Consider the following 12819-nt stretch of genomic DNA (forward strand, 5'->3'; position numbering starts at 1 on the left):
ATTAAATCATACATTTGGCTGCGGGTTGATAAAAATTACAGTTGGTCCGGCAGCCACAACGGCCCGGGAATGGCCGCAGGCAGCGCAAACTCCGCCGGGTAATCCACCTCTACCAGATAGAGGCCACCGGCCTTGGCCGTGACCCCGGCAAGATTGCGATCACGCCCTTCCAGCACCTGCTGTACCCAGGCACCATCGGCTTCACCCATGCCTACTTTCAGCAGGGTGCCGGTAATGTTTCGCACCATATGATGCAAAAAGGCATTGGCCTTGATATCGAGCACAATATAGTGGCCAAAGCGCTGCACGTTAAGGTGCATAATATTGCGAAACGGACTTTTAGACTGACACTGTACGGCCCGGAAGGCACTGAAGTCCCGTTCGCCCAGCAGGCACTGACCGGCTTCATGCATCTTGCCGGCATCAATATGACCGGCATAATGACTGACGCCGGCACCATGAATGGCCGGACGCATATTATGGTTGAAAATAATATAGCGATAGCGACGGGCGGTGGCGCTGAAGCGGGCGTGAAAATCGTCGGGTACGGCCTTTACCCAACGCACGGCGATGTCCGGCGGCAGGTTGGCATTCATCCCCAGAGTCCAGGCACCATCAGGACGGCTGGCGCGAGTATCGAAATGCACCACTTGCGCAGTGCCATGCACGCCGGCATCGGTGCGTCCGGCGCATTGCACCTCTACCGGATGATCGGCAATTTTTGAAAGGGCTTTTTCCACCTCTTCCTGGACACTGGGAACTTCCCGCTGCCGTTGCCAGCCGTAATAACGGCTGCCGTCGTACTCTATGCCAAGGGCGATGCGCATATTCAGTTCCAAGAAAAAAAGAGGACAATTATAACCGTTGCTACCGCAAAATGAAGAACCGGCCGCAAGCGGCCGGCAGCGTCAGCATTAAATCATCCTGTCCACTCAGCGCTTGTCCAGGCGCTGCAACAGTTTGCGGGCATCACTCTGATGCTGCTCATTGCCTCTTTCCAGCGCTTCGTTAAGCAGCTCACGGGCACTGTCGAAGTCATCGATTTCAATGTAGGCCCGGGCCAGATCCAGCTTGGCACCCATGCCCCCTTCATCAACGTCGATATCCACACCCTGGGCGTTCCCCAGCAGATCGGCGTAATCATCCAGCTCCTGACGCAGCATGGGATCCCGCTGCGGTGTTAACGTCGTGCCATTATCCGTGGCCTGCATCGACAACAAGGCGTCGGCTTCCCTGTCTGACAGGGTTTCAGCCAGGATATCGTCAAAATCACCGGCCACGGAATCACTGAAAGCTCCCTGCCCGGCCAGAGAGTCCGGTGCAGGGCGCTCACTTGCAGGCACCGCTGCCGTCTCATCCAGATTAAACAGCTCGTTATCAAAGGCGGCATTAATATCATCAGAAGTGATATTGTCACCGGCCCGGGAAAAGTCCGCCACGTCGTTGGCCAGCTCTGACGATAACGGCTTGTCGTCGCTGAGCATTTCATCCTGGACGGTTTGATCATCCATCAAGGTCTCGGTCTGATCACGACCGGCTGCATCATCGAACAACACATCGGCCTGCTCACGGCGGGCCGCATCATCGAACAGCGCATCGGCCTGTTCACGGCTGGCCGCATCATCGAACAGCGCATCGGCCTGCTCGCGGCGGGCCGCATCATCGAACAGCGCATCGGCCTGTTCGCCGCTGGCCGCATCATCGAACAGCGCATCGGCCTGCTCACGGCGGGCCGCATCATCGAACAGCGCATCGGCCTGCTCACGGCTGGCCGCATCATCAAACAGCGCATCGGCCTGTTCGCCGCTGGCCGCATCATCGAACAGTGCTTCGGGCTCATCCTCCGGTCTTATCTCATCAGACAGAGCCTCTTCAGCCGGCTCAGCCACCTGCCCCATTGCCGCTTCCTGCTCTTCCAGTTGTTGCTGCTCTTCCAGAAAACGGGCAAAAGCATCTTCATCAATTTCAGCTTCGGGTTCAGACTGCAGTTCGGCGTCTTTCTCCTTCTGCTGCTCATCGGTGTTGAAATCAACCGCGAACAGATCGTCAAAGTCGTTATTGTCTTCATCCATCATCAGCTCAGAAGACGTCTTTTCCTGCTCTGCCAGATCCTCTTTAGTGTGCTTGCGCCACCACAGGGTAAACAGCGCCAGCAGCAGTAAGGCCGGCAAGGTCAGCAGCATGGCCAGATTGACCGGCTGTTTCAGGATCTGGGAAAGCCAGCCAGCGCTTTCCCCAGTCGCAACTGCCGGGGCTGCGGCTTCATCGACTCTGGTCAGTTTCAGCTCATTTACCTCGGCAGTGAGCTGCCCAAGACGCCGGCGCAATACCTGATTATTATCGGCAAGCTCAGCCAGTTGTTCATTGGACATGGCCACCTGCTCACGAAGCTCATCCAGCAGTTGCGCCTGCAAACGCTCCAGCGCAACCTGCTCGGACCGCTCCGGGTTACCCGCCGGCATATCTTCTGTAACAGGAGCAGAAGCCTGCCGGAGCACCGTCTCGGATGGCGCTTGCTCCGCCGTGGTTTGCTGCGGTGCCCGAGGGCTGGCCGCACGGGGCTCGCTCAGTCCATTGTCAGCTGGCTGGGGGGCGTTTTTCGCCACCACCGGGGGGGAAGCGACTGCTGGTGCAGTGGCCGGAGCAGGCGACGGGGCCGGTTTGGCTTCTTTCGGTGCAGCTGCGGCTCTGGTGTTGGACTCACTGACCGGTGCCCGGGTAACGGCACGGTTACCCTGGCGACTCAGACGGCGAAATTCGGTTTCTGCTTCACGGGGGGAGCGTTGCTGTGCCTGGCTGAGCGTGGGCAAAGTGAGCATTGCCCCCCGCTGCAGGTAATTGATGTTCCCTCGCACAAAGGCTCCGGGATTAAGGTAGTAAAGTGCCACCATGGTCTGCTGTACAGTAGCTGGTGCCCGCGTATGCTGAGCAGCAATAGACCAGAGCGTATCGGTGGAGCGGATAGGCCCGTGCCGGCGGGCCTGCACCGTCACTGGCGCTGCAGGCGTCTCAGCGGCAGTTTGCGCCACTGGTGTTTCGGGGCCCCTGAGCTCAATATAAAATTCCTGTGCTGTTACCGGCAGGGTACAGCACAGCCACAGGGCCAGCACGGAATAAAGCGGTGGTCGGCGTCTTTTCATTATATCGTTGATATCCCTTATTCTGACTCTGGCCGGCATGAAGAGCTACCCGGCTGACCATGGCACAAGTGTAGAAAAAAACAGTGCCAATAGGAACTTATCTGTCAGCATATTACGTTAATGGTTATCGGCCGCTGACGCCAAAGTCTTAAATCCCAGGCGTGCATCCACCCATCCATCGCTTAATAACAAGGATCCCAGCTCCCTGCGCTCCGCATATTCCTTGCGTAATTGATCAAAAAAGCCTGCGTGCCCCGAGGCCAGGCCACGGCGAAAGCGGCGATCATCCAGCTCAATGTCATAGACCAGTCGCACCAGCTGCTCCAGCCGGTGCTGCTCCGGCGCGGCCTGCAAGCTGACGGCACGGACGCCCGGCGGCGGCAGCAAGTCACTGAGCGAGTGCCGTTCAGGTTGCCCGATATGCTGACACAGGGCCCGGTAGAGGGCAAACGTGCCCCGGGCCTTGCCCTCCAGGCTATAACCGGCGATGTGGGGCGTGGCTATCAGCACATGCGGCACCAGCTCAGCCAGCAGCCTGGGCTCATGCTCCCATACGTCCATCACCAGCGTCAGGGGCTTTTCCCCTTGCTGGCGCGCAAGCAACGTCTGGTTGTCCCAGGTATCCCCCCGGCAGGCATTAATCAGCACCTGATGCTCATTCAGTCGGGCAATGTGCTGCGCATTCAGCAAATGGTGTGTAGCGTAAGGCCCTTCGTGGGTAATGGGCACATGAAAACTGATGACATCGGCGGTTAACGCCTGTGCATAATCGACAAGACCCGACGCACCGGCATCGGCCCGGGGCGGATCACAACGCCATACCCGCATACCCAGCCCTTCCGCCCGGCGTGCCACTTCTGAGCCGGTGTTACCAGCCCCCACCACCGCCAGAGTTTTGTCTTTCAGTTGCCAGTTTTTATGCGTAGCAATACGCAACAGCGCCGCCAGCACATAATCGCCCACGGCAACTTTGTTACACCCTGGGGCACTGGCAAAGACAATGCCCCTTTGCTGCAGCAAGTGGGTGTCAATATGGTCGCAACCAATGGTAGCCGTGCCCACAAACGACAACCGGCGGGCGTCACTCAGCAGCGCTTCATTGACATGGGTGACTGAGCGCACCAGCAAGGCATCAATATCATGCAAGTCGGCCGCCTGCAGCTGTCGCCCCGGACGCGTTATTACCTCGGCCCATTCCCCGAACAGCTCCTGAACAAAGGGCATATTTTCATCGGCCAGCACTCTCATGGTTATCTCCTTGTCAAATCCGAGGCCATTGTACTCTGTCCTTGATACCGCTTCACTGATACCGTTCACGGCTTTCTGCTAAGCTGCTGCCCTGCATTTTTTTGAGGTTCATCAATGACTCTGCGTTTGCTGTTGTATGTTGCCGTATTGCTGATTCTGCCGGTAGCCTTGGCCAGCCTTGCCTGGCAGTGGGAATGGCACTGGTTTCCGCTGCTGGATCTGGACGAGCTGCCTGCCTTGCTCGCCTACGCCATGACCCTGACCGTAGGCAAGCTGGGCATTGGCTTTACCCTGCTTGGGCTGAGTGTGTTGATATTACACCGCTGGCGCAGCCAGCCGAGGCAACTACTGGTGTTTTTTTTCTGCCTGTTTGCCGCATTGGGCGGGGCTTTTGTGACCAAGACCGCCGCCAAGCTTTATTTTAAAGAGCCCAGACCCTATGTACTCTGGCTGGTGCAACAGGGAAAACTGGCCGACAGCAACCGTTTTTATGCCAGCCCCGAAGCAGAGCGGGAACAACAACTCCAGCAAAGCCTGAGCAACGTCAGTGAAGCCCAGATACCGGGCTGGCTGAAACATCACTGGCAGCAAGAGGTCAACTATTCCTTTCCTTCCGGCCACTCCATTGCGGCCATGACCATTGCCGGCTTTTTTTGCCTGATGCTGGGCTATCGCCATAAACCGCTCTGGATGATGCTCACCCTTGCCGGCTGGGCCGTTGCTGTCTGTTATTCACGCCTGCTGCTGGGCCTGCACTGGCCGGTGGATATTCTTGCCAGCAGCGTGCTGGGTGTGCTGTTCGGCAGTGCCGGCGCCTGGGCCTTTGTGGTGCTGGATAAGCGGCTGAGCAGTCAGCCTGAGAACGCGCGCTAAGCCGACACGCTTCGAGCCCCCCTGGGACGCTCGGCAATCCCCACTGTTGCTTCAGTCAACATCGGCGCAGTGTTGGGACGAGTCCCAACCCTTTTAGCATTCATCGCTTAATCACGAAAAATAAAAAAGCGCCCGCAGGCGCTTTTTTATGACTGCAGGGCTCAGCCCTTGTACTTGCTGAACACCAGGCTGGCGTTGGTACCGCCAAAACCAAAGCTGTTGGACATCACGGTATCCAGCTCGGCTTCCTGATATTCGGTAACAATGGGCAGCCCCTGGGCCTTTTCATCCAGCTCGGTGATGTTGATGCTCGGCGCGATAAAGCCGTGCTCCAGCATCAGCAGAGAGTAAACCGCCTCGTGCACACCGGCAGCACCCAGAGCATGACCGGTCATGGCCTTGGTAGCAGAGATGTAGGGAGCCTTGTCGCCGAACAGGCTGTGAATGGCTTCCAGCTCTTTGACATCGCCTACCGGAGTAGAGGTGCCGTGCGTGTTGATGTATTGCACCGGATGAGCAGCCGTCGCCATGGCCTGCTTCATGCAGCGTACTGCACCTTCGCCGGACGGAGCCACCATATCGTAGCCGTCGGAAGTGGCACCGTAGCCGGTGATTTCAGCGTAAATCTTGGCACCGCGGGCCAGCGCGTGCTCCAGTTCTTCCACAACAACCATGCCGCCGCCACCGGATATAACAAAACCGTCGCGGCCGGCGTCGTAGGTACGTGAAGCCAGCTCGGGAGTGTCGTTATATTTGCTGGACAGAGCACCCATGGCGTCAAACTGCAGAGCCAGGGTCCAGTCTACTTCTTCACCACCACCGGCAAAGACCACATCCTGTTTGCCCATCTGGATTTGCTCCAGCGCATGGCCAATGCAGTGCGCGGAAGTAGCACAGGCGGAACTGATGGTGTAATTGATACCCTTGATCTTGAAGGGAGTAGCCAGACAGGCCGAGGTGGTGGACGACATGGTACGCGGTACCATGTAAGGACCCACACGACGTACGCCTTTTTCACGCAGAATGTCACAGGCTTCAATCTGGTTTTTGGAGGATGCGCCGCCGGAGCCGGTGACCAGGCCGGTGCGTTCATTTGACACCTGAGTTTCGTCCAGACCAGCGTCGGCAATAGCCTGTTCCATGGACAGGTAGGCAAACGCGGCTGCGTCGCCCATAAAGCGCATCACTTTACGATCGATGTGTTCGGACGGGTTCAGTTTGATGTCGCCCCAGACCTGGCTGCGCAGTTTATGGTCGGCAAACTGCTGGGAAAAAGAAATGCCGGAGCGGCCGGCTTTGAGAGACTCAAGCACCTCTTCCTTGTTGTTACCAATGCTGGAGACCACACCGATACCGGTAATGACTGCTCTTCTCATCTATCGTTCCTACTGTTTCAATTTGGTGCCAATTCTAACCACAAAGCATGGCCAAACTGGTCAGCTTTCACATAAAATGACCGTTTTTTCCGGCCCCGGAGCGCTCAGTGTCTCACCGCTTTATTACCACCGCCCATCTCGACTGGAATGACCAGGGAACCCCGGTCGCCACCGCCTTTGACGATGTGTATTTTTCCAACGATAACGGCCTGGCTGAAACCCGTTATGTGTTTATTGGTAATAACGGCTTGCCACAACGCTTTGCCAGCCACGACCGCGACCTGTTCGTGGTGGCGGAAACCGGCTTCGGGACCGGCTTGAATTTCCTGGCAACCTGGAAAGCCTTTACCGACTACAAACGGCAGCATCCTCAGGGTCGTACACGCCGGCTGCACTTCATCAGCGTAGAAAAGTTTCCGCTTTCCCGCGACGATTTGCAGCTCGCCCTGCGCCAATGGCCAGAGCTTACCATTTTAAGTGAACATATGTTAGCTGAATATCCGGTGCTAGTTGACGGTTGTCACAGATTGCAGCTTGCGGGTGATGTTTGCCTGGATCTGTGGCTGGGCGATGTGGCCGACGTTTTGCCACAAATGGATGCCGGCCTGGCCGGAAGAGTCGATGCCTGGTACCTGGATGGCTTTGCCCCGGGGAAAAATCCGGACATGTGGACCCCCGAATTGTTTGGCGAGCTGGCCAGACTGGCCCGCAACGGCGCAACACTGGCCACGTTTACCGCAGCGGGCTTTGTACGTCGGGGGCTGATTGAAGCCGGGTTTGATGTAAAACGGGTAAAAGGCTTTGGCCGCAAACGGGAAATGCTGGCCGGTTATCGCCGTACCAACCCGCGCCTGCCCTGCCCTGCTCCCTGGTACTGGCGGCGACCCGGCCAGAGTGAGCATACGCTGATTGTGGGTGCCGGCGTGGCCGGAGCGGCGCTGGCCCGCACACTCTCTCGCCGCGGTCACAGAGTGACCCTGCTGGAACAGGCCAGCCAAACCGCTCAGGGAGCCTCGGGTAACAGGCAGGGTGCCATTTATCCTTTATTAAATGGTGATCACGACACCCTGAGCCAATTCTATCTGCCCGCGTTTCTTTATGGCCGGCGCGAACTTGAGCGCCTGGCTCAGCGCCAGCCTTTTACCCACGACTGGTGCGGCGTAGTGCAACTGTCTCACGATGATAAAAGCGGTAAAAAAATCGACAAGCTGATGGCAGGAGGCTTTCCGGATGAACTGGTCACTTCACTATCTGCAGACGAGGTCAATGCCCGCACCGGCATCAAGGCCAACCTGAGTGGTGTGGACTATCCGCTGGGAGGTTGGGTGTGCCCTTATGAACTGACTGGCGCCCTGCTGGCAGATGCCGATAATGTTGAATGCCATTTCAATACCACCGTCACCCGTCTTGCGCGCACGGAGACCGGCTGGCTTGTGCAGGCGCACGGAGCAGACGGCGAGCAGACATTCAGTGCCGGCAATGTGGTGCTCGCCAATGGCCATGCCCTGACCGCCCTTGAGCAAACTGCGGCACTGGCACTTTATCCGGTGCGCGGTCAGGTCAACCATCAGCCCACGGCCCCTTCACTGCAGGGGCTGAATACCGTCGTGTGCTATGAAGGCTACCTTACCCCTGCCTGGCAAGACATGCATTGCGTGGGTGCCAGCTACGATCGCCGTGATGCCGGGCTCGATTACCGTGACGACGATGAAGCCGATAACCTGGAAAAACTGCGTGCCACCCTGCCCGCCCTGGCAGATCTCAAGGCACTGCCCGGTGCCGGCCGGGTGGGTATTCGTGCCGCCTGCCGGGATCACCTGCCGCTGGCCGGTGCCGCTCCTGACCACCTGGCCCATCTCGCTGATTATGAAGATATGCCCAAACGGGCGGATCAGGCGTTCCCTCTGGCAGTGGATCATGCCGGCCTGTATGTACTGGCCGGTCTGGGCTCCCGGGGATTGTGTTCGGCCCCCTTGCTGGCAGAGTTGCTGGCTTCACAACTGTTAAATGAGCCCCTGCCACTGGGCCGCCATGTGCTGGATGCGCTTAACCCGAACCGGCACTGGCTGCGAAAATTGCTGAAAGGAAAACCTTTATAAAAGCTGTAAGCGGGTAGGTTGGGACCTGTCCCAACATTCTTGCTGCCCGCGCCGGTGCCAATGTTGGGATTCGCTTCGCTCATCGCCAACCAACCATAGACAAGCCGGCTTACAGCTCCCCGAAGGGGTTATTCTGCCGGGCGGATCAGGCCGAGCTGACGGCCAAAGTCGTGCCGGCGCTGAAAGTCCTGCAGCAGGCTCTGAGCAATACCGAGCTGGTGGTAGCCCACATTGTCGGCCACCTGGTGCAGTCGTGCACAATCGGCCTGAGGGGCAATCTCAAACAGGGAGCGCTCAAGCCATTCGGCCGCCAGCAAGGCGCGTTCCCGGACCAGCCGTTCGTAGGCAGTCAGCGCCAGCCGGTAGTTTTGCCATTCGGGCGTTTGAGGCCATTCCAGCGGTTCGGTCACGGTCGCGGTCAGTGAGACCAGCACCTGAGACGGCACACAGCCCGCTTCATACTGCTCTCCGCTCAGCTGCCACGACATTCTGTAATCTACATCAGCCAGACTGGGCTGCAGCGCTGCTGAACCGTATACGTCCACGGTTTGCCGGGCCTTCAGCTCCATGGCACCAAACGCCGGCAAGGCAAGCAATGTAAGCAACGCAAAAGAAACGACTTTCACCACGCTTTCTCCCGTACGGCGCAGAAACGGATAGGATGATTATAAACCCGCTGACGTCTCAAGTCATTTGAGTCTACGGTCGAAAAGACCGCAATTGACGGTGCCGGCTGTGTCCTCAGCCTGACAAGCACCGCACAGCCCGATATAGTGCAAACAAGTATGACTGGTTGGAGTACTGCATGATCACAGCCTATACCTTGAATGGTAAATCCCTTGAAATTCAGCCTCTGAGCCTGAGCGACAAACCGCCGGCCAATACCCTGTGGCTGGATATTCACAAGCCCGATGAACAAGAACAGAGCTGGATGAAGCAGTTGTTCGTGGAAGAAGTGCCCGAGCTTGACGAACTGGATGATATTGAAGCGTCGGCCCGTTTTTATCGCGATAAAGACGGCCTGCACATTCATTCCCTGTTTCCTCAGCGGCTGGGCAAGGAAATTGATGGCATTAACGTGTTGTTCACGCTGCGACAGAACATGCTGATCAGCTTCCGGGAAGACGATCTGGGCCTGATGCGACTGCTGCGCCATTACATGCGCCACGACCGGCTGGAAGTAGAAGATGCCCTCGATTTACTGCTGGAAATTTTTCAGCTGAAAATCGAGTATATTTCCGACCTGATCGAAGACGGCTACAAAACCTTGGAAGACACTGCCAAGGAAGTGCTGCACGTTGAAGATCTGCGTGAAACCATGTCGAACCTGATGCTGCAGGAAGACGGCAACGGGCATATTCGTCTGGCACTGTATGACACCCGTCGGGCACTGCGTTTTATCCGCCGTTCATTACGCAAGCTGGCGGGCGACGAACAGCGCAGATGGATAGACGAGCTGCTCTACGACATTGAGTCGCTGCTGCCTCATACTCAGTTTTTGTTCGACAAGATCAACTTCCAGCTGGAAGCAGCCATGGGCTTCACCAGCCTGGAGCAAAGCAAGGTGATCAAGATTTTCTCGGTGGCCGCGGTGGTGTTTCTGCCGCCCACCCTGATTGCCAGCATCTACGGCATGAACTTTGCGTTTATGCCCGAGCTGGCGCTGAAATACGGTTACCCGATGTCGCTGGTGCTGATGCTGCTGTCGGCCTGCGGCACCTATTACTTCTTTAAACGCAAAGGCTGGCTCTGACGACACGGGCCGGGGAGCATGATGACCACATCTCCCCGGCCTTCGCCTTATAGGTGATAGAAGCGACGGCCGTGCTCCTGCTGGCGACCGGTACTGAAGGCCGACACCCGCTTCAGATAGCCGATAACCCGGGTAGCATGATCAATATTGTGACTGCCGCACTCGCTGCACTCCCAGTCGGTATGCTTGCTGATATGACCACAGTCATTACACAGGGTGCTGCGCACGTTCACGGTAAAATAATGACAGCCGGTTTGTGCCGCCAGCCGGTACAGCTGCAAATACCCCTGCTGAGACAGGTGTTCATCCAGGTTCAGGTGTAACGCAGAGCCGCCATCCAGAAACTGCACCAGCTCGCTGCCATGCAGCACAAACTTGTCAGGGACCTGCGTGTCATCATCTTCCACCACATAAAAGTAAGAGTTGTAGCAATCCCGGGGCACCACATATCCGTCGGCTTTGTCCCACTTGGCGTTTTTCACCCCCAGATTTTCGGCGGGTACAAATTCGGTATTAAACAGATAACCGTATTCCTGCCGCGCCTGCCGGTTGGCGTCATAGATCACTTTCAGCCGCTCCCGCACAAACGTCCGGTACCCGGGGTTGTTGCCGGCACGGATCCCCCGGAACTCCGCCGCTTCCACCATGCCGTTTACGCCAATGGTCAGAAACTGCTTGTCGAGGCTGATAAAACCGGCGTCATACACGCTCAGCAACCCCTGCTGCTGAAACTCCTCCATCAAGCGGCGATAGGCCACCTGATAACGCTGAATTTTCCGTACCTCGGTATCCAGATCTCGATCATCCTGCTCCAGCCGGTTCATGTTCAGGGTGATCACATTAATGGAGCCGGTGGCCACTCCTCCGGCCCCCAGGGTGTAGGAAAAGGTGTTGTCACTCATTTCATTGCGCAGCCGGCAACAGGATGCCAGCGAGTCGGCGCTGTCCGACATGTAAATAAAAAAGCTGTTCCCCCGGCTCATTTCCCCGGCACACAAAGCGGCAAACTCATCGTCAGCGGGTGCACCGTCTCTGGTCAGCATGGCGGCGGTGACCACCGGAAAGGTCAGCACAGCCCGCCGGCGCTCCTCATTAAACCAGTTCAGAAAATAAGCCTGTAACCGCCGCACCGAGCCGGCATCGGGTGCAGTGCCATCAGGAAAGACAAAATGCTCAAACAGACTGGCAAAATAGTCTTTATCGAACAGGGAGATATTCCAGAATACACTCTGGTAGCCCCGGGCCGCCGCCGGCTGGTTAATCGCATACACCACATGCTGCAGGTGATTATCGATGGCCTTTGCATGCTGGTTCAGGTAATCGTCACCGTAATCCTTGCGGGCGAAATAATCGAAATAAGCAAGAAACTCCACCGTGGCCACCGCACCGGCGAACTGGGCGCTGACGGCAAACACCAGATTCACAAAGGCACCACAGAAGGATTCCAGATGGCGCGGTGCCCGGCTTTCCCCGCCCAGCCTGGTCAGGCCATCAAGCAAAAAGGGATACATGGTCATGGACACGCAGTAAGGCTTGAGACTGGTTTCGTCATGCACGTAGATTTCGTGGTCTTCAATCTGACGCTCATACTCGGCCGCCAGCGCCTCGCCGAACAAGGCGGCAATCTTGTTCTTCACCAGCCCCCGGTTTACCTGCACAAAGAAGTCCTTCATCAGCTCTGCTTCGGCAGTGGCAATATTCTTGTGGGTCACATTGGCATTGGGATCCATGCCGGATGCATCGGCGGCATTGGCCGCCATCATATAACGATAAAAACTGTCCAGTTTGCCTTGCAGCTGCTCGGGTTGCAGACGGATCATGGTGCTCTCCGGAAATGATGATTAAGCAACTCGCCGCTGTTCAGGCAGCGCAGTTGCTGATTGGTATCAGGAGAACCAAGTCCGCCAAGCTCCGCCTGCCAGGCACCGGTTTTAAGGTAATCCAGCTCGGCCATCAGCAGGCCGGATACATGTTCCTTACCGGTATAAAGACAGGTTTTAAGCCCCTGGCTGCGACATTGCCGTAGCAACGCCAGCAGAGCGTGACGATCCCATTCTCCGCCAAAGAACAACACACAGCTCACCAGGGAACGATAATGCTCAAGCCAGTAATCCAGCCGCTCCGGTGTTAATGGCGTGCCGGCTCCGGGATCCCAGCTGTCCTGACTGTGACAGCCGGGGCAGGCCAGCGGACAGCCGGTCACCAGCCAGGCCAGGCTGACTTCCCCCGGCACTTCCTGCAGGACCACTCTGGGTTCAAAAGCGTTCAGCATAAATTGCCCAAATAACTATATGTTGTGCCAGAAACATAACCCAACACACTACATATTG

The 12819-nt window shown here is 57.1% G+C and carries 10 protein-coding genes; 3 read left to right on the forward strand and 7 right to left on the reverse strand.

The genetic code is table 11. From position 1 onward, the window contains the following. Nucleotides 1-35 precede the first annotated feature (35 nt). The 3 genes from truA to B6S09_RS06035 form a co-directional block, all read right to left on the reverse strand. A complete protein-coding gene (truA, locus tag B6S09_RS06025; RefSeq protein ID WP_094277602.1) occupies nt 36-827 on the reverse strand; it encodes a tRNA pseudouridine(38-40) synthase TruA in 792 nt (263 codons plus the stop codon). Between the two features lie 105 nt (nt 828-932). Further along, nucleotides 933-3140: a FimV/HubP family polar landmark protein gene (locus tag B6S09_RS06030; RefSeq protein ID WP_244900100.1), complete on the reverse strand. Its 2208-nt coding sequence runs from the start codon at nt 3138-3140 to the stop codon at nt 933-935. Nucleotides 3141-3257: 117 nt separating this feature from the next. After that, entirely contained in the window at nt 3258-4388 is a 1131-nt protein-coding gene (locus B6S09_RS06035) for a 4-phosphoerythronate dehydrogenase (protein ID WP_094277604.1), read from the reverse strand. A gap of 114 nt (nt 4389-4502) precedes the next feature. On the opposite strand from B6S09_RS06035, the gene B6S09_RS06040 reads away from it, so the two are divergent. Further along, nucleotides 4503-5261 (forward strand): phosphatase PAP2 family protein, encoded by a 759-nt coding sequence (locus B6S09_RS06040; RefSeq protein WP_094277605.1) that lies wholly within the window; start codon nt 4503-4505, stop codon nt 5259-5261. 161 nt (nt 5262-5422) lie between these two features. Here the strand turns inward: B6S09_RS06040 and fabB are convergent, their stop codons facing one another. Continuing rightward, nucleotides 5423-6637: a beta-ketoacyl-ACP synthase I gene (gene fabB, locus B6S09_RS06045; RefSeq protein WP_094277606.1), complete on the reverse strand. Its 1215-nt coding sequence runs from the start codon at nt 6635-6637 to the stop codon at nt 5423-5425. Nucleotides 6638-6744: 107 nt separating this feature from the next. On the opposite strand from fabB, the gene mnmC reads away from it, so the two are divergent. Further along, complete coding sequence (mnmC, locus tag B6S09_RS06050) at nt 6745-8736, forward strand: bifunctional tRNA (5-methylaminomethyl-2-thiouridine)(34)-methyltransferase MnmC2/FAD-dependent 5-carboxymethylaminomethyl-2-thiouridine(34) oxidoreductase MnmC1 (RefSeq protein ID WP_094277607.1); 1992 nt, start codon at nt 6745-6747, stop codon at nt 8734-8736. A 128-nt stretch (nt 8737-8864) separates the two neighbouring features. Here mnmC and B6S09_RS06055 read toward each other — a convergent pair whose 3' ends face one another. Then, nucleotides 8865-9362 (reverse strand): DUF922 domain-containing protein, encoded by a 498-nt coding sequence (locus B6S09_RS06055; RefSeq protein WP_243832756.1) that lies wholly within the window; start codon nt 9360-9362, stop codon nt 8865-8867. Nucleotides 9363-9541: 179 nt separating this feature from the next. Here B6S09_RS06055 and corA point away from each other — a divergent pair, with 179 nt between their 5' ends. Then, on the forward strand, nt 9542-10489 hold the full coding sequence (corA, locus tag B6S09_RS06060) for a magnesium/cobalt transporter CorA (RefSeq protein WP_094277608.1): 948 nt from the start codon (nt 9542-9544) through the stop codon (nt 10487-10489). Nucleotides 10490-10536: 47 nt separating this feature from the next. Here the strand turns inward: corA and nrdD are convergent, their stop codons facing one another. Both nrdD and nrdG read right to left on the reverse strand, forming a co-directional pair. Next, nucleotides 10537-12309 (reverse strand): anaerobic ribonucleoside-triphosphate reductase, encoded by a 1773-nt coding sequence (nrdD, locus tag B6S09_RS06065; RefSeq protein WP_094277609.1) that lies wholly within the window; start codon nt 12307-12309, stop codon nt 10537-10539. Further along, a complete protein-coding gene (gene nrdG, locus B6S09_RS06070; protein ID WP_094277610.1) occupies nt 12306-12761 on the reverse strand; it encodes an anaerobic ribonucleoside-triphosphate reductase activating protein in 456 nt (151 codons plus the stop codon). Before nrdG ends, nrdD begins: the two co-directional genes overlap by 4 nt. Nucleotides 12762-12819: the final 58 nt, after the last annotated feature.

Origin of the sequence: Oceanimonas baumannii (assembly GCF_002245495.1) — a bacterium.
Classification (GTDB): domain Bacteria; phylum Pseudomonadota; class Gammaproteobacteria; order Enterobacterales; family Aeromonadaceae; genus Oceanimonas; species Oceanimonas baumannii.

What these genes read in the sequence shown, in the direction of transcription:
- truA (WP_094277602.1), bottom strand. Translation starts at nt 827, where the DNA reads ATGCGCATCGCCCTTGGCATAGAGTACGACGGCAGCCGTTATTACGGC.
- B6S09_RS06030 (WP_244900100.1), bottom strand. Translation starts at nt 3,140, where the DNA reads ATGAAAAGACGCCGACCACCGCTTTATTCCGTGCTGGCCCTGTGGCTG.
- B6S09_RS06035 (WP_094277604.1), bottom strand. Translation starts at nt 4,388, where the DNA reads ATGAGAGTGCTGGCCGATGAAAATATGCCCTTTGTTCAGGAGCTGTTC.
- B6S09_RS06040 (WP_094277605.1), top strand. Translation starts at nt 4,503, where the DNA reads ATGACTCTGCGTTTGCTGTTGTATGTTGCCGTATTGCTGATTCTGCCG.
- fabB (WP_094277606.1), bottom strand. Translation starts at nt 6,637, where the DNA reads ATGAGAAGAGCAGTCATTACCGGTATCGGTGTGGTCTCCAGCATTGGT.
- corA (WP_094277608.1), top strand. Translation starts at nt 9,542, where the DNA reads ATGATCACAGCCTATACCTTGAATGGTAAATCCCTTGAAATTCAGCCT.
- nrdD (WP_094277609.1), bottom strand. Translation starts at nt 12,309, where the DNA reads ATGATCCGTCTGCAACCCGAGCAGCTGCAAGGCAAACTGGACAGTTTT.
- nrdG (WP_094277610.1), bottom strand. Translation starts at nt 12,761, where the DNA reads ATGCTGAACGCTTTTGAACCCAGAGTGGTCCTGCAGGAAGTGCCGGGG.